The organism is Saccharopolyspora phatthalungensis (assembly GCF_014203395.1).
In the GTDB taxonomy this organism is placed as follows: Bacteria; Actinomycetota; Actinomycetes; order Mycobacteriales; family Pseudonocardiaceae; genus Saccharopolyspora; species Saccharopolyspora phatthalungensis.
This window is the reverse complement of sequence record NZ_JACHIW010000002.1, coordinates 1193429-1216229: the sequence shown is the minus strand read 5'-3', so window position 1 is coordinate 1216229 and position 22801 is coordinate 1193429. Positions and strand designations below refer to the sequence as shown.

Genomic DNA, 22801 nt, shown 5'->3' with positions numbered 1-22801 from the left:
CCGTCTGCCCGCCATGTGGCCATGGCGAGCTGCGTGGGTACCACGATCGAGTTCTACGACTTCCTGATCTACGGCACCGCCGCGGCGCTGGTCTTCCCGAAGCTGTTCTTTCCGGGACTCGGCGCCACGGCGGGTGCCGTGGCGTCCTTTTCGACCTTCGCGGTCGCCTTCTTCGCGCGACCGGTCGGGGGTGTGGTGTTCGGGCACTTCGGCGACCGGCTCGGACGCAAACGCACGCTGACGACGACCTTGCTGATCATGGGAATCAGCACCGTCCTCATTGGAGCGTTGCCCACCGCGGAGACGATCGGTGCTGCCGCCCCGATCCTGCTGGTCGTGCTGCGCTTCCTGCAGGGATTCGCGATCGGTGGTGAATGGGCCGGAGCCGCCCTGCTGGCCACCGAGCATGCACCCAAGAAGCGGCGCGGCTTTTACGCGATCTTCCCCCAGCTGGGAGCGCCTTTCGCGTTCATCCTGGCCAGCGCCACGTTCCTGATCACCAATCTCACGCTCGGCGATACCGACACGCGTTTCCTGGCGATCGGCTGGCGGATTCCCTTCCTGCTCAGCATCGTCCTCGTCCTCTTCGGTCTCTACGTCCGGGTCCGGCTCGAAGAGACACCGGCGTTCACCGCGGCTCAGAACACCCCGAAGCAGCACGCGGACAGGCAGGTTCCGATCGTGTCGGTGCTGCGAGCGCAGTGGCGTGAGGTGCTGATCGGTACGGGCGCGATGACCGGCAACTTCGCGATCTTCTATCTCGGGACGACCTTCCTCACCTCCTACGGGACCAACCAGCATGGCGGGCTCGGATTGCCGCGCCACACCGTGCTGGCCCTCGGGATCCTCGCTGGCGCCGTTCTCTGCGTCGTCACCGTGGCATCGGCTTTGCTGTCCGACCGCGCCGGGCGGCGCGCGATGGTGGTGTGGGGCAACGTGATCTCCGCCGGTGTCGCACTCGCGCTGTTCCCGCTCCTTGACATCGGCACACCGTGGGCGTTCGCGCTAGGTATCTCGGTGACTATGGGGGCCTTCGGTTTCGCCTGGGGCTCGATCGCGGCACTGCTGCCCGAGCTATTCGAAACCGAGCACCGCTACACCGGCGCCAGCGTCTGCTACAACGTTGCGGCCATTCTCGGCGGCGGGCTCGCCCCCATCGCGGCGACCGCGCTCGCCGCCACGTACGGCAGCTTCTCCGTCGGCGTCGTCGTTGCCGTTCTGAGCGTGCTCAGCTGGCTCGCCGCCCGACTGGTGCCCGAAACCCGAGACCGCGACCTCACGGTCTCCGGGCACCCTGCGGCACTCCGGGCCACCGAGGAGGTTTGAGCTGCGCCCCCAGGCAGAACTCGCAGAAGGCGCCCGTCGTAAGAGCAGTGCACTTGTGAGAGGAGAAATGCGATGCGAGCAGTCGTGGTGGGCGCTCCTGGGGGACCCGAGGTAGCACGAGTGTGTGAGGTCGAGCGCCCGTCACCCGCGCCGGATCAGGTCCTGGTCCGGGTCGCGGCGTGCGGTATGTGCGGGCATGACCAGGCCGACCGGATGGGGCTGACGAAGGCTCCGCTGCCCGGGATCCTTGGTCACGAGATCGCCGGGACCGTGGCCGAGATCGGCTCGGCGGTCCGCCACCTGAAGGTGGGCGATCGGGTGGCCGCCAAGCAGTTCACGCACTGCGGCCGCTGCCCGGACTGCTACGCCGGGCGCGATGTCGACTGTGTCGCCCGGACGTTCACCTACGGCGGGTACGCCGAATTCGTCGCGCTGCCGGAGTCGTCTCTGTTGACGGTTCCGGCGCACGTCGGCCTCGATTCCGCCGCCGTGGTCGCCTGCACGGTGGGAACCTGCTTGCAGGCGCTGCGCGGTATCGGCCGGGTGGTGCCTGGGGAAACCGTGGTTGTCACGGGCGCGGGCGGCGGGCTCGGCCTGCATGGGGTGCAGGTGGCCAAGGCCCTCGGCGCGACGGTGATCGCGGTGACCGGGTCCGCCGCCAAAGCCGACGCGCTCACCGGGGCGGACCACGTGGTCGACACCGGGCAGGACTGGTGGCCACGGCTGCTCGAACTCACCGACGGCCGGGGCGCGGAGGTCGTGCTGGACAACGTCGGGCATCCGGCCGTGTTCCGGCAGGCATTCCGCGGCCTCGCGAAGCGCGGGCGTTACGTCTTCACCGGCCAGGTGTCCGGTGACCCCGTGCGGCTGCATCCCGCCTTCCTGTTCCACAAGGAGGCTGTGCTCACCGGATCCGCCTCCACCACCATGTCGTCCTTCGCCGACGCGTTGGCAATGGTCGCCGACGGTCGGGTCACTCCCGTCGTCACCACGTATCCGCTGGCAGAGGCCACCCAAGCCTTCGCCGACCTGGATGCCCGCCGCGTCGCAGGCCGGATCGTCCTCACCACCGGGTGACCGACCCCTACGACCCCGCCGATCCCGGCCCACTCCGCTAGCAGGCCGGGATCAGCGCGTGCGCCCGGACGTCGGCACTGCGGGAGGACCTACGTGCACAGCGGGCGCTCTACAGCCGTGTCGCCGTGGCGGGCCGTCTCCCGCAGCTTGGCTGCATGATCGGGTACTCGCTACCCTCAACGTCACCTCTTCGCCGGAGGTCGATAGCCCCCGGGGTAGCTCCCCGGGGGTACGGCGAAGAGCACAACTCCGGCGAAAACAGGTGGTGTCGCATGGGCCTCGATGATGCCTACATTGGGCGGCGTGTCAGGGAAATCCGCACGTGGCGGCGCATGAACCTCGCCGCCACTGCCGAACTCGCAGGAATCTCACCCGCATACTTGAGCATGATCGAACGTGGCTTACGAGCAGTCACGCGCCGCCCGCTCCTGGACGGCTTGGCGCAAGCGTTGAGGGTCTCACCGGAAGACCTCACCGGGCAGCCCTACCGACCCGCCGATCCGCTGTCTGCCGAAGCACAAGCCGGTATCGCCGCAGTGGAAGCGGCACTCGACGCCTACGACCTTGGCACAGACCCCAGCATCGAAGCGCGCCCTTGGCCGGAAATCTCCGCAGACATACAACGGCTCAACGACGTTCTGAGAGCCGACGCGGACTATGCGTCGCTAGGCACGGTCATACCTGGCCTGCTCGCCGAGCTTCACGCCGCCTACGTTCATGACTCCGTACGCCGCCGTGAGGCGTTGATCGGCTTGATCTACACCTACCGGTCAGCCGCCGGTTTCACGAAATGCCTGGGTGTCCGTGGTCTGCCGCTTGTCGCTGCCAGGCTTGCCCAACAGTGCGCGGAAGAACTCGACAGTCCAGAGTGGATCGGGTTTGCCGCATTCATCCGGGGCTATTCGGGTGGGGCACTTGACCGGCCCCACCAGTACACACATGCGGTGCGAACCATCGACCGGGTGCAGGGCAGTCTTGACGATCCGAACGTGGTCCAGGCTGCCGGCGCGCTACATCTGAACGCGGCACTGGTCTGTGCCTCCCAGCGTGACCCCGAACGTGCACACGATCACGTGTCAGAAGCCGAAAACCTCGCCACACGGCTTCCTGACGTGCGACAGAACTTCGGTTGGCTGTACTTCGCTCCCGAGAACGTTGGAGTGTGGCAAGTCAGCTTGGGTACCGAACTTGGCGAGGGCGGTCGGGTCGCCGAGTACGCCCGCACAGTTCAGCCCCGCATGATCGAAGGCAAGGCGCGGCGCGCTGCGTTCCTCGCCGACGTAGGCCGAGCGCTAGCCAGCGAACGGAAAACCAGGGCTGAGGGTATCGAAACGCTCGCCGAAGCCGAGCGCACAGCGCCCCAACTTATTCGGAACAACCCGCTTGTCCGAGAGACAGTGACTGACTTGCTCGCTGCCGCACGTCGGGAAGCTGGGGGGCGCGAACTTCGTGGTCTGGCGTTTCGCATGGGTGTAGCGCCAACCGGGTGATGTTCGCGGCTGCTTAACAAGCAGTAAAGGCGCTGCGGCTGATCACTCATAGCTTTCCGGTCATACGGGATTTGCTCGAACAGGTCCTGCAAGGACTGCAACGGCGTCTGTGATCAGATGTGAGATAGGTCCGCTCTCGGGATGCCGTCCAACGGCATGCAACCCCAGGGCCGTCGTCAATAAGACCCTCGCCGACCGGTGCCAGGACGGACCACACGAACGCGTTGCATAGTCAAGTTGCTGCTTACTGATGACGATTAGGCCATATGGGCTACGTGGTATATGGACCTTCAATCGAATGCGAACGTCTCGAGCAACTGCATGACTTGCTCTCCCCCCCCGCGGTTGGCAACCGGACGGAACGTTCGACAAGAACGAGTCGGGCTACTTTCTCGGGCCGGAAACGTGCTGGGAGTACGAGGGCAGCTTCGAAAGTGAGGCATTCCATCGCCTAGACGATGTGACACCTGCTCCTCTCGAATGCAGGTTCTCGTTCACTGACTGGGGCTCGGCCGATGGTGTCACCGTCGACTCCTTTGGCGCCTATAGGGGCTGCGGTGAGCACGACATCTGAGCGATCTTCGTGCCCGATGGTGAGCACTTCTATGAGCGTCTTGCAGAGGTCCTAGACGCGGAGGAGCCGAGAGCGCGCGCAGCGGATGTGCGTGCGCTGATGGAGTGGCGGGCTTCGATCTTTGAATCCGCGGGTTCCGCAGTGGGGGGCGTCTCCCGCAGCTTGGCCGCATGATCGGGTACTCGCTATCCTCAACGTCACCTCTTCGCCGGAGGTCGATAGCCCCCGGGTAGCTCCCCGGGGGTACGGCGAAGAGCGCAACTCTGGCGAAAACAGGTGGTGTCGCATGGGCCGCGATGATGCCCACATTGGGCGGCGTGTCAGGGAAATCCGCACGTGGCGGCGCATGAGCCTCACCGCTACGGCCGAGCTGGCGGGCATGACCGGCGGGTACCTGTCGATGATCGAACGCGGTCTACGTGCCATAACCAAACGATCAGTGCTGGAAGCATTGGCGCACGCACTGCGAGTCTCACCAAGCGAACTCACCGGCCAGCCCTACACAGCCGCCGACCCGGTGTCCGCCGAAGGCCGGGCGGCGCTCAACGAAGTCCGCGTAGCCCTCGACGCCTACGAACTCGGCCTAGATCCCGAGATCACACCACGTCCTTGGCCGCTTCTGGCTGCCGATGCCCACCGGCTCAACACCGACCTACGCGCCGACTACGCGGGGCAAGGCGCGATCCTCCCCGATCTCCTGGCCGAACTGCACGCCGCCTACGTGCGCGACCCCGAGCACCGTAGGGACGCCTTGATCGCGCTTATGTACGCCTACTACGCGGCCACCTGCACCACCAAGAACCTAGGCGGCGTGGACGGCTGGCCACTGCTCGCCGCTTTGCACGCCCGCAGCGTCGCCGAAGAACTCGACGCCCCAGAATGGCTGGCCTACGCCGCCTACCTGCGTGCTTACGCCACCGGTCAACAGAATCGGCCCCACCAGCACGCCAGCGTGATACGAGCACTGGACCAGATCGGCCCGCACACCAACACCGACATCGTGCAGGTCGCCGGGATGCTTCACCTGTCCGCCGCGCTGGCCTCCACCGCGCAAGGCAAAGCGGAAGAGGCCCGCCTACACCTCGCCGAAGCGACCCACCTCACCACCCACCTGCCGGACAATCCCGATCAGAACCCCAACTTCGCTTACCTGTACTTCAGCCGCGACAACGTCGGGATTTGGTCTGTCGGTCTGAACACGGACCTTGGCGAAGGCGGGCGGGTCGCCGAGATCGCACGCGACGTGCATCCTGAGACGATTCCAGCCCCTGACCGTCAGGGCATTTACTGGTCTGATCTCGGCCGGGCGCTGGCCTGCGAACCAGCCACTCGTGATCAGAGTGTGCAGTCCTTGATACGTGCGGAGAGGATCGCTCCACAGCTCATCCGTACGAGGCCACTGGTACGAGAGACCGTTTTGGGGTTGTTGCCCAAGGTTGCACACTCCAGCAACACCAGCCGGGAGCTTCGGGGGCTTGCCTATCGCATGGGCATAGCGCCAACCCGGTGATCCTGCTCGTGCCTTAACAAGCAGTTAAGGTGCTGCGGCTGATCATTCATAGTCTTTCCGGTCATGCCCGAGAAAGTCGACAAGCCAGGGACTGCCGTGTAGCCATAAGCGGTCAGGAACCGGGACCGGCCCGCCTCAGACTCGTGGGAATGGTTGGGAATGCCGGTGAGCAGGTCCAGCCCGCGAGGGCCGATGCAGGTGCCGTCCCAGTCGATCAGCAGCCATTCGCCTCCAGCAGGCGAACGCAACCAACATCCGCCTCGGCGACGTCCGGGTTCGCCGCCCGCGCCCATTCGGCCGCCAACCAGGCCGAACACCAAGGCAGCGGTACTGCTGGCCGACACAGCGGCCTACGTTCGCGACAAGCATGCGACCAGATAGCAGGACGCCCTCGGGGCCGATTCGACAGATCCCCGAGGGGAGCAAAACGTCCCCAAGGGGTTCCACATCAAACACCCACCTCGGCCGCGATCGGCGGCATCGGACCAATCCGAGCCTCCCGCAACCACGCACGTGCGTGATCGAACTCGTGCTCATCCGCGGGTATCGGCCCTTGCGGCGTTCAAAGTACGCTGGGCAGGAAGGTGTTTACGCCGAGGACGGTGATCTCGTGGACGTGGAAGACGCGCACATCGGACGGCGGGTCAGGGAGATCCGCACATGGCGTGGTATGAGCCTCACCGCTACGGCCGAGCTGGCGGGCGTGACGGGGGCGTACCTGAGCATGATTGAGCGCGGTCTACGGCCAGTGACCAAACGGTCCGTGTTGGAAGCCATAGCGCAAGCCTTGCGGGTCTCCCCAGTCGATCTGACCGACCAACCCCGCGAGCCCTCGCGGGCAGCCTCGGTCGAGGTCATAGCGGCCATGACCGCTATCGAGGACGCGGTGACCAGCTGGTGGGTAGGCGAGGTTCCCGACGTGCCGCCCAGGCCGTGGCCGGAAGTAGCGGCCGACCTGGACCGGCTCAACCGGACGCTCCGTCCCAACGCCGATTACGCGGCGCAGGGAGCCCTACTACCTGGACTGATTCGTGACCTCCTCGCAGCGGCAGAGACCGATACGGAGCACCGCAGGTCCGCACTAGTCGGGTTGATCGCTGCCTACAAGGCGGCTGCGTACCTCGCACACGATCTCCGCTTCGCCGGGCTGCCAACCCTAGCCGTGGACCGAATGCGCGGAGCTGCTGAGGAACTCGGCGATCCAGTGTGGACCTCGTACGCTGCTTACCAGCGTGCGCAGGTCCTCAGCGGGGCTAACCGCCCCCGGCAATACGAACTCGCGGTGGGAGCCGCCGACATTGCTCCCGCCTCACGCCCAGAGGTTCGCGGGATGGCGAACCTGACTGCGGCGCTGGCGGCAGCGTCGCAGGGCGACGCAGACACAGCGCAAACTCATCTTGCGGAGGCCGCGTCCCTGGCGGAATTGATTGATGCCGACGTGAGCCCTTGGTGCCAGACGAACTTTGGCAGGACCAATGTCGGAATCTGGCGAGTATCGATCGGCGTCGAGCTTGGCGAAGGGGCGCGGGTCGCGGAGATCGCCGATTCGGTGCGTCCGGGAACCGTCTCGCGGTCCCGGCAAGCTGCGTATTGGATCGACTACGGGCGCGCCCTGCTCTCCGAGCGCAAGACCCGCGAGGACGGGTTAGCGGCCCTACTGCGGGCCGAAACGCTGGCACCTCAGAAAGTGCGCAGCAACGTTTTTGTGCGAGAAACCGTGACCGATCTGCTGGCTATGGCAAACCGGCAGGCCGGAGGACGCGACTTGCGCGGCCTCGCGTATCGCATGGGCGTCGCCCCAACCGGGTGATCCTGGGAGCTGCTTAACTGGCTGTTAAGCCCGAGCTTTCGATCGTTCATAGCTTTGGGCCATGCCTGAGAGGGTTAACAAACCGGGGACGGCCGTGAAATTCGTCTACCGGTGCAGCGTGCAAGGATGCGAGTTCGAGGACCGCTATCGGGACGCTGTGGCGGAGCACGAGCGGGGTCATCCTGCGCAGGAGTCGCCAACGCCACAGCAGGCGGGTGCCTCGTGACAGCGGCGACGATGGCCCGCATCGTGTGGGTATATGACCTCGGGTTTGTTCACGAGCAAAAGCCTGGCGCTTTCGAGGCCCGACGCGGTGGCAGTTCGAGGGGATGTCGCACAACTGCCCCTGTCCTCGGGCCAGCAAACTCTGCGTCGACGACGCGCTACGAGAGTACGCCCTTACGCACGACTACAAGGCGAGTGCGTGTGTCGCATCGGCCCTGTCCGACGCAAGCCGAGCAGGTCGGCGAGCTGGATTTGGGACAGGACGGTCTGCTGCCGCACGGCGGCGAAGTCGTAGTTCGCCAACGCGGCGCGTAGATCCGCGTCCTCGCAAAAGTTGGAAGAGCTGGACCGGCTCAGCGAAGACGCGCCAACCGCTGCTGTTGCTGGCCGAAAGCGATGATCTGAGGGAACGTCCCGCGCATCTGCCTCCGCTGGAGGAGCCCGATCAAGGCCCAGCCTCCGGCGCGGCACGACTCGGTGAACGTGGCGGGGCCGAAGTGCGGCATTCGCCGCAACCGACCCCGCCGCGCCGGGGGACCTGCCATTGTCGGGATCGTCAGCGCATCCTTGACCAGGTCGGCCAAGCGGGGTGCCGCATGACGGCGCGTTATCCATGATCGCCGGGTGTGGGCCGGGAGACCAGTGCATCGAGCTCGACCTCACCCGGAGTGCTCGAAAACTCTTTGAGCGAACCGAAGACCGGGTCCCACCCGGTGATCTGGAGGTTTTCGATGATGCCGTGTTCCCAGAAGGGATCGGTCGTGAGGATGGCACGCAGGGCCGTTTCGTCCTGGGCCCGCATCACCAGCAGGCCCTGCCGCACCGGTGTGCCGAGCGAGGGGCCCGAGGCCAGCACGACGCGCCGCTCGACCTGCTCGCGGATCCAGTCCACATGGGGTCCGAGCCAGCGCTGCCAGCCGTCCTCGTCGGGGTGTTCGAAGCGGACGAAGAAGATGGCCATGTCAATTCCTTTCGGTGGTGGCACGACGGCACGGCCGGACGTGCCGCACCGGGCGTCCGCCGGAGACGGAATGTCCCGTCTCCGGCGGAGCAGCCGCACTGGCCGCCCAACTGGGCCGTCGCTGTGGTCAATGCAATGGGGAGAACGGCGTCGGGATCGCGATGGTCGAGGTGGCCCGTGCGATGTTCTCCGGCCCGCCCTTCGGCGGCCAGATGCCCTTGCGGTAGGACTCTCGGCGGATCGCGAGACGGTCGTTCAGGTCGCGAAACGGCCAGATATGCGTGATGCGCGGGACACCGTCGAGCGCATACATCGCCACCGTCAGCGGGTACATCTCGGTGCGGGCGGGCACGGCGTCCCGCCAGCCTTCCATCGTCGGCGTCAGGCCACCGATCTTGAGCTCGTAGGTCCGGAATTCGTAGACACTGCCGAACTCGCCGGACTCAACGGGCGGCAAGAAGGGGAACGCCTCGTAGGACGAGACCGCGAACCCGCGGAGGTGTTCGCCGATCCCGAACGGGTCGGGACTGGTCAGGACGCGTCGACGTTCGGCGAGAAGGTCATCGTCGTGCTCGAAGCTCCGGAGTACGAGCAGCCGTCCGCCGATCTCGCCTATATCGGTTTCCCAGCACCCGAGCAGCACACCGGACGACGCGGCCGTGTAGGCCTCCAGGCGGGGGAGGGCCTTGGGAACATCCCAAATCTGCTGAAGGTCGAGGGTGGCGAGTTCATACTTCACGGCTGTCCTCAAAGAAGGCGGTGGATCGGTCGACCCGAAAAACAGTATATATGATCAGATCTGTCCTTGAGTTTCGCGCTCGTGTCGCTGGCAGTCAAGCGCGAGAAGGGTAACCTGGACGACGTGGTGGTCGGCGACGAGCGGCCGTATCAGCGGTTATTTGGTCAAATCTAGGCTGACGGGGCGGCTGCGGGTCACCTCACCTCCTTGATCGTCACCCGGGCGCCAGAAGGAAAATTTGTATCAAATATATAATTTCGCCCGTTAGGGCGGGCCTGCTGATGTGCGGCATCGGTGATCCTCGCGCCACTTGCGGAACTTCTTCGCGGGCAAGGTGATAGTTTATCCAATATCGCAAGGCGGACGAAGGAGATCTGGGATGGCCGGACGGGCTCGCACAGGCGCTGGCCCCCGCATGCAGCGGCGTGCCATGAGTGCCGAGGTGGCCGAGCACATCCGGACGATGATCTTCGACGGCAGGCTCAAGGCCGAGCAGCGCGTTCCCCAGGACGCCATCGCCGAAGAGCTCGGCGTGAGCCGGCTCCCGGTCCGCGAGGCCCTGATCACCCTTGAGGCGGATGGCTTGGTCTCCTCCGAAACGCATCGTGGCACGTTCGTCGTCCCGATCCGGTCCGAGGACATCACCGACCACTACCGGCTCTACGGGATGGCCCAGGGGCTCGCCGCGGCGGGAGCGGTCCGGCGGATCACCGAACCCGTGCTCGACCGGCTCGATGAACTGCATGCCCAGATGAGCTCCAACGACGACCCGGATCTGCTGCACGACCTGAACTGGGAGTTCCACACGCTCATCAACAAGACCGGGGCGAGCCGCCGGACCCTGTCGGTCCTGCGACAGCTCTCGCACAACCTGCCCCGCGAGGTGTACAGCCTGGCCGCGGCCGCAAGCCCCGAGGCGAACCGTGGCCACAGCCGCATCATCGCCGCGCTGCGCGCCGGCAACGAGGCCGAGGCCGATCTCGCCAGCCGCGAGCACGTCCAGCAGGAAAGCCATCAGGTCGTTGCCGCGCTCAAACGCGACGGCATCCTCGCGGACTGACATCCCGTCGGCACGGCCAACCGAGCAATGACCGCGCATAGCGACCTCTCGCGGTGCCCGGCATGTGCCGAAATAGTCCATTGTGGACTTTGTAGATGTTGTCTCGGGTCGTGCCCGCTGCCTTTTAACGACGCGGAGAATCAATCCGCCGGCGTGGCTCAGCGTATTCCGCCGGATGCTCTCCGTTCATGACCGGGTCATCGAATGATCCACCGACCGAACCTCGGCAAAGCGGCAAGGTTTCGTCCGTGTAGCGGTGATATTGCGGACCCTCGCGCGTTCTCAGACTGTGGTCAGTCTGTCCTCCATGGTTGTCGTATGCGACTTCGTATGCGAATCTTCATGCCCTGAACGTCCTGGTGGATGTGGCCGACGCGGTCCGGATCGGGCCAGATTTTCGCTTGCTGAGGAGATCGCACATGAACAACTTCTCCATGACGCGGCGTGATTTCCTCCGCGTCGCAGCCCTCACGGGCGCTGCGGCAGGAGCCACAACGGCTCTCGGCGCGTGCGGAACTCCCGGCAAGTCGCCCGCGTCGGCGGGCGATGCCGCCGGGACAGAGATCACGATGTTCCACTGGGCGGGCGCGCAGGGGAAGGTGCCGCAGGAGGTCGGCAACGCGTTCGCCTCGGCGAGCGGGGTGCGTGTCAAGTACATCGAGGGAACGAACGCCGACACGTTCCCCAAGCTCGTCTCATCGGTGCAGATCAACGCGTCACACCCGCTGCTCAACCTCGGATTCTTCAACGCGCAGAGCTTTTCCCAGGGCAACGACAAGGACTTGTGGCTGCCCGTGCCGAAGTCGGTCACCGCGATCGACCAGGTGCTGCCGAAGTACCAGGTCGCCGACCGCCAGGGCGCCTACCTGGTCATGGACGCCATGGGACTGGTCTACAACAAGAAGGCGTTTCCGACGCCGCCGAGGTCCTGGATGGACCTGTTCGCCGCCGCCAACCGGGGTAAGGTCACTACCTGGGACGCGCCGTCGTTCAGCGTCAACGCGCTGCCGGTGATCGCGAAGCTCAACGGCGGGAGCGAGTCGAACCTCAAGCCCGGCATCGACGTGTTCTCCAACGCGGCTAAGGCAGGCCAGTTCCGCGGCTTTATCTCCTCCATCGACGCGCTGCGCCAGCAGCTCAATTCCGGCGAGGTCGTCATCGCACCCGGTTTCCAGGGTGTGGCCGAGCCCTGGATCCAGGCCGGGGACCCGATCGGCTTCGCCGTCCCATCCGAGGGCGTGATGGCCTTCCCCGAGGGGTTTCAGATCGTCAAGGGTTCCAGCGACGCCCAAGTCGACGCTTCCGCGCAGCTGATGAACAAGATGTTCTCGCCGGAGAACGTCAGTGCCTACTGCAACGCCACCGCCACTCTTCCGCTCGTGAAAGGCGCGTCGCTCGACCCGAAGTACGCCGACCGGCCGAGCTTTCAGCTCGAAACGGTTGAGAAGGCCATCCAGCTCGACTGGACCGCCCTCGTCGCCAGCATCCCGACCGCGACGACCGCGTGGAACGACCAGGTCAAGGCCCACATCTAATGGCTGGTCAGACAGCCGGATTCGGTGCCAGCTCGGTCGAGGCCCGCGGGTTGACCCGTCGTTTCGGCGGCAATACGGTCCTCGCCGCGGTCGACGTCACGATCCCGGCCAGCAGTTTCTTCTGCCTGCTCGGGCCGTCGGGCTGCGGGAAGACGACGCTGCTGCGGATCATCGCCGGGCTGGACGTCCCGGACGAGGGCACGCTGCGGATCGGCGGAATCGACCACACCCGGACCCCGGCGCACCGCAGGCCAACGAATCTCGTCTTCCAGAGCGGAGCGCTGTTCCCGCACATGAACGTCGCCGAGAACATCGGCTTCGGCCTGCGCACCCAGCGGAACATGCCGAAGTCCGTGGTGCGGCGGCGCGTCGCGGAAATGCTGGAGCTCGTCGCGATGGAAGGCTACGGCGACCGTTCCCCGGCCACGCTCTCCGGTGGGCAGCGCCAGCGCGTCGCGATTGCCCGTTCGCTGGTCCGCCGCCCGGACGTGCTGCTCCTCGACGAGCCGTTGAGCGCGCTGGATCTGAGCCTGCAACTGCGGATGCGCCGCGAGCTGCGGACCTGGCAGCAGGAAACCGGTACGACCTTCCTCTGCGTCACGCACAACCAGGCCGAGGCGATGGAGTTGGCCGACCAGATCGCCGTGCTGAACGCCGGCGTCATCGAGCAGGTCGGCAGCGGCCGCGAGTTGTACGAAGCGCCCCGCAACCGGTTCGTCGCCGACTTCATCGGCGAAAACAATATCTTCGACGGGCCGGTGGGGGACTCGGTTGACGGCGTCGCCTTCCCGGACGTCGACGGCGACGGTCTCGAAGCATTCGCCGTCCGCCCGGAGGATCTTCGGTTCGTCGCCCTGGACGACGTCACCTCCCGCGGCACGGGTGTCGTGCGCACCGCGAGCTTCACCGGCAAATCACTGCGGGTCGGGGTGACCACGGTGACGGGCCGCGAGCTGCTGGCCGAGTTGGCGCCGTCGCAGGGCGACTTCGTCCCGGGACAGAAGGTGGGCATCGCGTTCGCAGCCGCGGACGTTCGTCGGCTCGGCCGACCGGTGCGCGACCAGGTGCAGGCATGACGGCCGTCCGACGCAGGCTCGGCCTCCTCTTGGTGGCCCCGGGGACTGCGTATCTCGTCCTCGCCTTTTGCTCCGTCGTGCTGTTGCTGGTCACCTACAGCGTCCGGACGGAGCAGACGTCCACGCTCTTTGCCGCGTTCGATCTCGGCACGTGGCGCGGCGCGCTCGCCGACGGCTACCTGTGGTCGACGGTCGGCACCACGTTGCGGCTCGGCCTGCTGGTCACCCTGATCTGTGTGCTGATCGCTTACCCGCTGGCCTGGTGCATCCGCACGCTGCGCCGCAACTGGCAGATCGCTGTGATGCTCTTCGTGATCTTCTCGCCGATCCTGGTCAGTGTCGTCGTCCGTAGCTATGGCTGGGCGATGCTGCTCCGCACCGGTGGGCCGCTGGGGGGCGTGTTCGACGACTGGCTCTACCACGAGCCAGGGGTGGTTCTGGCACTGGTTCACGTCGAGTTGCCTTTCGCGTTCTTCCCCATCCTGGCCGCCGTGCGTGCCGTCCCGGCCGAGCTCGGCGAGGCCGCGGCCGACCTGGGAGCGGAGGCCGCGCGGCGCTTCTGGCGGGTGCAGTGCCCGCTCACCATGCCGGGTCTGCTCAGCGGTGCGCAGCTGACCTTCACCCTCACGATCAGCGCATTCGCCACACCCGCGTTACTCGGCGGTGGGCGGGTGACCGTGCTGGCGCAGAGCATCTACCAGGACATCCAGCAGTTGCAGTGGCCGCGGGCCGCAGTGCAGGCCGTCGTGCTCCTCGTGCTCACGCTGATCGTGCTGGCGGCTTTCACGCTCGCCGGCCGGCTCATCCCCGGTTCGAGGAGGCCATCGTGAGCCGCTGGCTGCGCCGGGTTTTCCTGACCGTCATCGTCGTTTTCATCCTGGCCCCGCTGGTCATCGTGCTCGTTGCCTCGGTGAGCACGGATGAGGTGTTGAGCGGCTGGCCGTCCGGCCTCACCACACGCTGGCTGAGCGAGGCCCTCGGCTACGAGCAGTTCCGGGTCGGATTCGTCTACTCGGTGCGCGTCGCGGCCATCGCCACGGCGTGGTCGGTGCTGCTGGGCACGAGTGCGGCCTATGCCATCCACCGGTTCGACGTGCCCGGCGCGGCGTTCCTGCGGACGGTCTTCATCGCGCCGCTGAGCATGCCCCGGGTCGTCGTGGGCTTCTGCTTCTTCGTGCTCTACGCCTCGCTGGTCCCGGCCGCGTACGGGACGGTCGGTGGGGTCGCGTTCGGGCACATCCTGCTGCTACTCCCGTTCGTGGTCTCGCTGGTCGGCGCGGGCCTGGCCAACCTCGACCCGGAGCTGGAGGAGGCCGCCCGCGACCTGGGTGCCTCGCCGCTGAAGACGTTCCTGCGGGTGACTCTGCCGCAGATCCGTGCGTCCCTGATCATCGCCGTCGTCTTCGGCTTCCTCACGTCGTTCGACGAGGTCGACCTCTCGGTGTTCCTGATGCCCGCCGACACGACCACGCTGCCGGTCGCGATTTTCCTGCGGCTGCAACAGAACCAGGACCCGACCACTTCGGCCGTGTCCAGCCTGATGATCATCGGCTCCCTGCTGCTCGCCGGGTTCGTGGCTCTCGCCGGGCGTCGGGCCGGACTGTTCGCGGCACCGAAGCGTAAGGAGGAGCGGACCACATGACCGGCACCACCGAGCGGCGTTACCGGCTGGGCGTCGACGTCGGCGGCACGTTCACCGACATCGTCCTGGCCGACGCCGCGACCGGCGAGCTCGTTCCCGACAAGGTCCCGTCGGATGCCGAGCAGCCCGCGCGCGCGGTCCTGGCCGGCGTTCGCGGCGTGCTGGAGCGCGCCGGCGTCGTCCCCGGCCAGGTCGAGTACTTCTCGCACGGCCAGACATTCGCGCTCAACACCGTGTTGCAGCGTTCGGGCGCTCGCGTCGGGCTGCTCGTCACCCGTGGATTCCCGGACCTGCTCGCCATCGGCCGACTGCGCCTGGACGACCCGATCGACCTGTTCACCGCCGAGCGCACCCCCCTGGTTGCCGAGGCCGACGTCCGGGAGATCGGCGAACGGGTCACCGTCGATGGCGAGGTCGTGCGTGCCCTGGACCCGGACGAGATTCGGCGCGCGGTCCGCGGGCTGGTCGCCGACGGGGTGCAGGCCGTGGCCGTCACTTTCCTGCACTCCCACCTGCATCCGGCGCACGAGCGCGCGGCCGCCGCGGTGATCGCCGAGGAGTTCCCCGACCTGCCGGTCGCCTGCTCCGGGCAGCTGTGGCCGGAGGAGAAGGAGTACGAGCGGGCGACGGTCGCGGTGCTCGCCGCGCATGTCGGCGGGGCCTTGGGCGCCTACCTCGACCATCTGGCGACCGAGCTGCGTGGGCTGGGGCTCACCTGCCCGCTGCACATCACCAAGTCCAATGGCGGCGTGGCCTCCATCGATCGCGAGCCCGGCGAGATGCTGCTTGCCGCGGTGGAAACCCTCCTGTCGGGCCCGGCTTCTGGTGTCGCCGGCACGATCCGGCTGGCCACCGCCGCTGGCGTCGACCGGCTGATCACGATGGACATGGGCGGGACCAGCGTGGACTGCGCGGTCGTCGACGGCGCGGTCCCGTACTCGACGGAGAGCCTGATCGGCGAGTTCCCGCTGATCATCCCGTCGGTCGAGGTGTCCTCGATCGGCGCGGGCGGCGGCTCGATCATCCGCGTCGACCCGGCCGGGGTGCTCAAGGTCGGCCCGCGAAGCGCGGGAGCCCGGCCCGGGCCGGCGTGCTATGGCCGCGGGGGTACCGAACCCACCTTGACCGACGCCTACGTCGTCTGCGGCTACCTCGATCCCGCGGACTTCGCCGCCGGCACGGTGGAGATCGACGTGGACGCGGCGCGCGCGGCGCTTGAGCCCGTCGCTACCCGCCTCGGGCTGGGTCTCGAAGAGACCGCCGAGGCCGCGGTGTCGGTTGCCACGGCGATGATGCATGCGCAGCTCATGCCGCTTTGCGCCCAGCACGGCATCGACCCGGCCGAGCTGGTCATGGTCGCCTACGGCGGTGCCGGGCCGGTCCAGGCCGCGCTGCTCGCGCGGGCGCTCAATATGCCCGAGGTCTTCATCCCCGCCTCGCCCGGCACGCTCTGCGCCTACGGAGCGCTGGCCACCGACATGCGTGTCGACCTCGTCGCTCCGGTCGCCGCCGTCACCGACGAGGTGCTGTGCCAGACCTGGGACGACCTCGCGGCCCAGGCCCGTTCCTGGTACGAGGCGCAGGACCACACCCTGCACCCGGACGTGCGGATCACCCGCTGGGCCGACGTCCAGCTCGACGGCCAGTCGTTCACCCTGCCGGTCGTGGTCGGCGACGGCGTCCCCGCCACGGTCGCGGCGTTGCGCGACGCCTTCGTGAGGGACTACTTGCAGGCGTACGCCGTCGATCCCGGCGACGCCAAGATCGACGTCCGAAGCCTGCGGATCACCCTGGCCGCCACCGCCGCGCTGCCGCAGGCGGACTGGCGGGCAACCAACGCAGTCGAGGCGCTGCCGCACTTGATCATCGAGAACGGGCGCGTGGTCAAGGGGCGGGTTTACCGCCGGCCCGGCCTGGCCGCCGGTGCCGAACTGACCGGCCCGGCGGTGGTGTCCGCGCCGGACACCACCGTGTTCGTGCCGTCCGGTTTCCGGGCCCGGGTCGACCGGTTCGGCAACCTGCGGATGCGCGCCGAAAGGCAGGAGGACAACGCCGATGCGTAGCTCACCGATCCAGCTCGAAGTGCTGGCGCATCGCTTCTCCGCGGTGGTCGAGGAGATGGCGGAGAACATCCGCCGCACCAGCTTCAGCACGTTCGTCAAGCAGACTGCCGACTTTGGCACTTGCCTGGTCACGCCCCAGGGCGAGGTGTTCGCCGCGCCCCGGCGGATCTCGGGCAACACGATGATCGGTGCGCCCGCCCGGGTCGCGATCGAGTCGCTGGGCGAGTACCGGCCCGGCGACGTCGGAATCAGCAACGACCCCGCCGCCACCGGTGGGTTGGTCACGCACCTTCCCGACCTGTGGACCTGGTGCCCGCTCTACGCCGGCGAGGAGATCGTCGCGTTCGCGCTGAGCTTCGTCCATGCCTCGGACATCGGCGGAAGCGTGCCGAGCTCGATCGACTGGGGGCTGACCGACCAGCACCAGGAGGGGCTGATCATCCCGCCGGTCCGGCTGATCGACGACGGTCGCCGCAACGATGCCCTTTTCGCGATGATCGCCCGCAACTCACGCGTCCCGCGAGAGAACGTGGGCGACATCGAAGCGCAGGTCGCGGGCCTGCGCACGGCCCAGCGCCGGATGAGTGAGATCCACGAGGCGTTCGGCGCGCAGGCACTCAAGGACGCGATCGCGGACCTGCTCGACACCGCCGAGAGCCGCGCGGGCGACATGCTCGGCGAATTGGCCGACGGCAGCTACGAATTCGTCGACTACCTTGAGGGCCAAGACGCGGTCGCGGCGGATGGCACCCGGACCGTCGCGGTGCCGCCGACCCGGTTGCGGCTCGAACTCACCATCTCCGGCCGCACCGCGCATATGTCGTTCGAGGGGACCTCGCCGCAGGTCGTCGAGGCGATCAACCTGCACACCGGCGGCGAGCCGGGGCATTACATGCTGGCGTTCGCGCTGGTGAACTGGTTCTACTCGCGGGACAAGTCGGTGCCCTACAACTCGGGCCTGGTCCGGCCGCTGACCGCGACCCTGCCGCCGGGTTCGGTGGTCAACCCGAATCCGGGTGCGCCGTGCGGTGTCCGGGCCGCGGTGTTCTTCCGGATCATGGACTGTGTGCTCGGCTGCCTGGCGCAGGCCGCGCCGGACGCGGCGTTCGCTGCCGGGGCGGGCGCCGTCGCGATCGCGGCGATCTCCTATCGCGACGCGGCCACCGGGCGCCGCCGGGTGTCCGTCGGTCAGCCGCTGACCGGCGGTTCGGGCGGGCGCCCTGGCCTGCCGGGCTTGCGTGGCACCAGCTACATGGGCGGCTGGCTGCGCAATGTGCCCAACGAAGTTCTGGAGACCGAAGTCCCCGTGCTAGTCGAGCAGTACCGGTACCGGCGGGGGTCCGGCGGCGACGGGGCGTTCACCGGCGGCGACGGGCTGATCATCGAATTGCGCAGTCTCGATGACGACGTCACCTTCGCCGTGCGCGGGCTGGAACGGCTCACCTTCCAGCCCTGGGGGGTCCGCGGCGGCGAGCCTGGGCAGCGGGGCCGCGCGACGCTCAACCCCGGGACGCCCGGGGCGCGCGATCTCGGCCGGGTCGGGACGGTCACCTTGAACCGCGGCGACGTGCTGCGGGTGGAAACGCCCGGCGGCGGAGGGCTCGGCGAGCGGCCCGCTGACGGCGACCTGTTTGCCCTCGGCGACGCCCGCGACGCCTACGACCGACGCTGGCCGGCCCGGAGCCAGCGCGCGCTCGGCGACGCCGTCCTCGGGGCGGTGCCCTTTTCCCGCCAGGCCACCACCTATCGGGCCCTCTACCTCGACGCCGACCGGCGGGCCGGCGACGGCCCGGTGACCGACGAGATCGTGCATGCCGCGCTGGCCGCGGCCGGACTCAGGAGGAACGCGCTTTGACCGCACTGCGTTTCGGGCTGATGACCCACGAAGCCGCGCCCTGGCCCGAACTCGTCGAGCGCTGGCGGGGCTTCGAGACCGCAGGCTGGGACGCACTGTGGGCGGGCGACCACCTCTGGAGCGGCGTCGACGCGCACGGCACCCCGCTGAAGCCGCGCTTCGACGCGTGGCTACTCGCGGCCGGGATCGCCTCGGCCACCTCGACGGCGACCGTCGGGACGCTGGTCAGCGCTATGGGCATGCGCAACCCTTCGGTGCTGGCCAAGCAGGCCCTGACGTTGGATCACATGTCCGGCGGACGCACCGTCGCCGGGATCGGCGTGGGCGGCAACCCCAAAGACCTCGCCGCCGCAGGGCTCGACTCCTTCCCGGTGGCAGAGCGCGGGCCACGGCTGGCCGACTATTGCGCCGTCCTGCGTCCGATGCTCGACGGCGGAGCGGTCGACGTGAACCTCGCCCACCACCGGGCGAGCGGCTTCTTCGCGCCGGGGCCGGTCGCGGACCCGATCCCGCTGCTGATCGCCGCGCACCTGCCGGCGACGATCAAGGTCGCCGCCCGCTATGCGGACGTGTGGAGCACCTACGGCACGCTATTCAGCCAGCTTGCCCGCGGCGTCTCGCTGAGCCCGGAGGAAAGCGTGGCCGTCACGGCCCGGCGCTCCCGGCTGCTCGACGCCGAATGCGAGCGCGGCGGTCGCGACCCCGCGTCTGTGCGGCGCTCGTTCATGCTCGCCTTCACCCAGGACACGCCCTGGGTGTCGGTCCAGCACTTCCGCGACACGATCGGCCGCTACGCCGACATCGGCATCACCGAGTTCATGTTCCCGTTCCCGTTGCAGGGCAAGCACAATCCGGACGTGTTCGCCGAGGTTGTGGAGTCCGTGCTGCCCCGGTTGCGGAAGGGCGAGCGGCCATGACGGCGGACCTGATCGCGTTGCGCCGGCAGTTGCACGCCAATCCGGAAGTGGGGCTGCACCTTCCCCGTACACAGCAGACGGTGCTCGACGCGCTCGGCGGGCTCCCGCTGGAGATCACGACGGGGGACCGGTGCACGTCGGTGACGGCGGTTCTGCGCGGCGCGCATCCTGGCCCGACTGTGCTGCTCCGCGGCGACATGGACGCATTGCCGATCCGCGAAGACACCGGGCTCTCCTTCGCCGCCACCGGCGACGCCATGCACGCCTGCGGGCACGACCTGCACACCGCCGCTCTGGTTGGAGCCGCCCGGCTGCTGTGCGCCGAGCGCGACACGCTGGCCGGTGCGGTCGTGTTCATGTTCCAGCCGGGGGAGGAAGGTCACGGCGGCGCGCAGGCGATGCTCGACGAGGGCCTGCTCGACGTCGCCGGTACCCGGCCGGACGTCGCCTATGCGCTGCACGTCCTCGCCGACAAGCCGCACGGGCTGGCGTTCTGCCGTCCCGGACCGATCATGGCGGCCTACTCGGTGCTGGAGGTGACCTTCGCGGGCCGCGGCGGGCACGGCGGTCGTCCGCATGAGGCCCTTGACCCGGTGCCGGCGCTGGCCGAGACGGTCACCGCGCTGCACACCTACGTCGCCCGACGGTTCGACGCCTTCGACCCGGTAGTGCTCACCGTCGGGGAGTTGCGCGCCGGCTCGGCGCCGAACGTCGTTCCGGATCACGCCGTGCTGCGCGCCGGGGTGCGGACGTTCTCCGAGTCTGCGACCACCAAAATCGCGACAGAGCTACCTGCGGTGGCGGCCTCGGTGGCGGCCGCCCACGGGCTCACCGCCGAGGCGCACGTCCGCCCGGTCATGGCACCGACCGTGAACGACCCCGCCGCGGCGGCGGTATTCGCGGACACCGCGACCCGGCTCTTCGGCCGCAGCCGCTATCGCGAACTTGAGCACCCGCGCACCGGTTCGGAGGATTTTTCCGTGGTGCTGCGCGAGATTCCGGGTGCCTACGGCTACCTGGGAGTCGCCGAGCCGGGCGCGACGGCGCCGGATGGCAACCACTCACCCCGTGCTCGCTTCGACGACAGCCTGCTGGCCGACGCCTCGGCGCTCCTGGCCGGCCTTGCCCGGCACCACCTGCTTGCCAAGCACCGCTTGAAAGTCCCACAGGAAGGCCGCGCCATGCCCGCCACCTCCACTGCCCCTCAGTCGCCGAGCCCAGCGGCCGTTCCGTCGACGGGGCGCGGCGCCGACGTCCTCGTCGACGCCCTGGTTCGCAGCGGGGTGACCACCGTGTTCGGCGTTCCCGGAGACACCGGCGTGGTGCTCTACGACGCCTTCTACCACCGCATGAGGGACATCGAGCACGTGCTGGCCCGCGACGAGCGGCACGCCGCCTATATGGCCGATGCGTACGCCCGGGTCACCAATCGGGTCGGCGTGGTCGAGGTCTCCAGCGGTGGCGGGTGCACCTATGCCGTCGGCGGCCTGGGCGATGCGTTTGCCTCCGGGATCCCGGTGCTGCTGATCAGCTCGGACATCCACGCGGGGAGCCGGGGGAGCGGGGCACTCACCGAGATCGACCAGCGCGCCTTGTTCTCTGCGGTGACAAAGGCACAGATTGTCGTTGAGCACGCCGATGACGTGTCGGCCGCCGTGGAGACAGCGTTGCGGACCGCGACAACCGGCCGTCCCGCGCCGGTCGCGCTAATCGTGCCCGAGAACGTTCTGGACGAGTGCACCTCGGCCACGGCTCGGGACTGCGGGATCGAGGTTCCGGCGCGGCGGGACGCCGCCGACGAGGCCGCCATCGCGATGGCCGCCGCCGCGATGGTCGGCGCGCGGCGTCCGGTGATCGTTGCCGGAGGCGGTGTCCACAGCTCGGGCGCATACGATGCCCTGCACGAGCTGGCCGAGGCGCTCGGGGCGGGCGTCGCCACCACGATCCACGGCGTCGGCGCGGTCGCGACAAGTGACCCGTGGCGGATCGGCGTCGTCGGCAACAACTCGGGTCAGCCGGGCGCCAACGCGTACGTCGCTTCCGCCGACGTCGTCCTGCTCGTCGGGACCCGAGGCAACGCGACAGACACCAATAGCTGGACGGCTCCGGCGAAGTACGGGCAGACAGTGATCCAGCTCGACATCGAGAAGGCCAGGGCGGGCCGCAACTTTCCGGGCTCCCTTCCGCTGGTCGGTGACTGTCGCGCGGTGCTGGCCCAGCTGCTCGGCGCCGTCACTCCGGTTCCGGCGGAGGTTCGGGCCGAGCGGCTCGACGCCGTCGCCGCGGCCCGTGCCGACGCGACGCCGCCGACCGCCTCGGCCGAGTATGCCGCGGGGGTCCTCTATCCCAGGGCGATCGTCGAGACTGTTCGCGGACTGCTCGGCGAGGGCACCACGGTCATCGCCGACCCGGGCACGCCCACCCCGAATGTCGCCGCGTTCTGGGCGCAGTCCCAGCCCGGCCGCGAGGTTGTCATCCCGCGCGGACACGGCCCGATGGGGTACGCGATCCCCGCCGCGATCGGAGTAGCGAAGGCCCGCCCGGGGCGGCCCGTCGTATCCGTGACCGCAGACGGCAGTTTCGCGATGGCCTGCGGCGAGCTGGAGACGGCGGCTCGGTTCGAGTTGCCGATCCTGTTCGTGCAGTTGACCAACCACAGCATGGGCTGGATCAAGATGTTGCAGCACCTTTACACGGGAGGGCGCTATTTCGGGGTGGACCCGGGCCCGACCGACGCGGTCATGGTGGCGAAGGCCAACGGCATCGATGGTGCGGCGGTGACCTCGATCGAGGAGTTCACGAAGGTCGTCAAGGAATTCACGGCCAAGCCGCGTCCGTACTACGTCGACGTCGTCGTGCCGCACATGATCGATTACGCGCCTCCGGTCCCGGCGTGGGACGCCGGTCTTGCCGGTCCCGGCGAGCGACCGGTGTACTGATC

The 22801-nt window shown here is 68.0% G+C and carries 17 protein-coding genes; 14 read left to right on the top strand and 3 right to left on the bottom strand.

Annotation, left to right across the window (positions count from 1 at the left end; all coding sequences use genetic code 11):
* The first annotated feature begins 33 nt into the window (after nucleotides 1-33).
* The 5 genes from BJ970_RS31725 to BJ970_RS31705 all read left to right on the top strand — a co-directional run bounded on the left by BJ970_RS31725 (nucleotide 34) and on the right by BJ970_RS31705 (nucleotide 7787).
* Nucleotides 34-1326 carry an MFS transporter gene (locus BJ970_RS31725; RefSeq protein WP_312864569.1) on the top strand — a complete coding sequence of 431 codons (1293 nt, stop codon included), beginning with the start codon at nucleotides 34-36 and terminating at the stop codon, nucleotides 1324-1326.
* Nucleotides 1327-1398: 72 nt separating this feature from the next.
* Nucleotides 1399-2403, top strand: coding sequence for an alcohol dehydrogenase catalytic domain-containing protein (locus BJ970_RS31720; RefSeq protein WP_184731079.1), 1005 nt, complete (start codon nucleotides 1399-1401; stop codon nucleotides 2401-2403).
* 272 nt (nucleotides 2404-2675) lie between these two features.
* Nucleotides 2676-3893 carry a helix-turn-helix domain-containing protein gene (locus BJ970_RS31715; RefSeq protein ID WP_184731077.1) on the top strand — a complete coding sequence of 406 codons (1218 nt, stop codon included), beginning with the start codon at nucleotides 2676-2678 and terminating at the stop codon, nucleotides 3891-3893.
* Between the two features lie 860 nt (nucleotides 3894-4753).
* On the top strand, nucleotides 4754-5977 hold the full coding sequence (locus BJ970_RS31710) for a helix-turn-helix domain-containing protein (RefSeq protein WP_281399656.1): 1224 nt from the start codon (nucleotides 4754-4756) through the stop codon (nucleotides 5975-5977).
* Nucleotides 5978-6494: 517 nt separating this feature from the next.
* Complete coding sequence (locus BJ970_RS31705; protein WP_312864568.1) at nucleotides 6495-7787, top strand: helix-turn-helix domain-containing protein; 1293 nt, start codon at nucleotides 6495-6497, stop codon at nucleotides 7785-7787.
* 578 nt (nucleotides 7788-8365) lie between these two features.
* On the opposite strand, the gene BJ970_RS31700 is transcribed toward BJ970_RS31705, so the two are convergent.
* From BJ970_RS31700 to BJ970_RS31690, 3 genes are all read right to left on the bottom strand, one after another.
* Entirely contained in the window at nucleotides 8366-8557 is a 192-nt protein-coding gene (locus BJ970_RS31700; protein ID WP_184731071.1) for a hypothetical protein, read from the bottom strand.
* A 62-nt stretch (nucleotides 8558-8619) separates the two neighbouring features.
* Nucleotides 8620-8973: a YciI family protein gene (locus BJ970_RS31695; RefSeq protein ID WP_184731069.1), complete on the bottom strand. Its 354-nt coding sequence runs from the start codon at nucleotides 8971-8973 to the stop codon at nucleotides 8620-8622.
* Nucleotides 8974-9100: 127 nt separating this feature from the next.
* Complete coding sequence (locus BJ970_RS31690; protein ID WP_184731067.1) at nucleotides 9101-9712, bottom strand: NIPSNAP family protein; 612 nt, start codon at nucleotides 9710-9712, stop codon at nucleotides 9101-9103.
* A 430-nt stretch (nucleotides 9713-10142) separates the two neighbouring features.
* Between BJ970_RS31690 and BJ970_RS31685 the strand changes: the two genes are divergently transcribed.
* The 9 genes from BJ970_RS31685 to BJ970_RS39700 all read left to right on the top strand — a co-directional run bounded on the left by BJ970_RS31685 (nucleotide 10143) and on the right by BJ970_RS39700 (nucleotide 22799).
* Entirely contained in the window at nucleotides 10143-10772 is a 630-nt protein-coding gene (locus BJ970_RS31685) for a GntR family transcriptional regulator (RefSeq protein WP_184731065.1), read from the top strand.
* A 365-nt stretch (nucleotides 10773-11137) separates the two neighbouring features.
* Entirely contained in the window at nucleotides 11138-12307 is a 1170-nt protein-coding gene (locus tag BJ970_RS31680; protein ID WP_184731063.1) for an ABC transporter substrate-binding protein, read from the top strand.
* The gene (locus BJ970_RS31675) at nucleotides 12307-13383 is read left to right on the top strand and encodes an ABC transporter ATP-binding protein (protein WP_184731061.1); all 1077 of its coding nucleotides are present in this window, start codon (nucleotides 12307-12309) and stop codon (nucleotides 13381-13383) included. Before BJ970_RS31680 ends, BJ970_RS31675 begins: the two co-directional genes overlap by 1 nt.
* Nucleotides 13380-14213 (top strand): ABC transporter permease, encoded by an 834-nt coding sequence (locus BJ970_RS31670; protein ID WP_184731060.1) that lies wholly within the window; start codon nucleotides 13380-13382, stop codon nucleotides 14211-14213. Before BJ970_RS31675 ends, BJ970_RS31670 begins: the two co-directional genes overlap by 4 nt.
* Nucleotides 14210-15025 (top strand): ABC transporter permease, encoded by an 816-nt coding sequence (locus tag BJ970_RS31665; protein ID WP_184731058.1) that lies wholly within the window; start codon nucleotides 14210-14212, stop codon nucleotides 15023-15025. Before BJ970_RS31670 ends, BJ970_RS31665 begins: the two co-directional genes overlap by 4 nt.
* The gene (locus tag BJ970_RS31660) at nucleotides 15022-17088 is read left to right on the top strand and encodes a hydantoinase/oxoprolinase family protein (protein WP_184731056.1); all 2067 of its coding nucleotides are present in this window, start codon (nucleotides 15022-15024) and stop codon (nucleotides 17086-17088) included. The genes BJ970_RS31665 and BJ970_RS31660 overlap by 4 nt, the downstream gene beginning before the upstream one ends.
* Entirely contained in the window at nucleotides 17081-18943 is a 1863-nt protein-coding gene (locus tag BJ970_RS31655; RefSeq protein WP_184731054.1) for a hydantoinase B/oxoprolinase family protein, read from the top strand. Before BJ970_RS31660 ends, BJ970_RS31655 begins: the two co-directional genes overlap by 8 nt.
* Nucleotides 18940-19860 (top strand): LLM class flavin-dependent oxidoreductase, encoded by a 921-nt coding sequence (locus BJ970_RS38435; protein ID WP_246471911.1) that lies wholly within the window; start codon nucleotides 18940-18942, stop codon nucleotides 19858-19860. Before BJ970_RS31655 ends, BJ970_RS38435 begins: the two co-directional genes overlap by 4 nt.
* The gene (locus tag BJ970_RS39700) at nucleotides 19857-22799 is read left to right on the top strand and encodes an amidohydrolase (RefSeq protein ID WP_312864567.1); all 2943 of its coding nucleotides are present in this window, start codon (nucleotides 19857-19859) and stop codon (nucleotides 22797-22799) included. Before BJ970_RS38435 ends, BJ970_RS39700 begins: the two co-directional genes overlap by 4 nt.
* The last annotated feature ends 2 nt before the right edge of the window (nucleotides 22800-22801 follow it).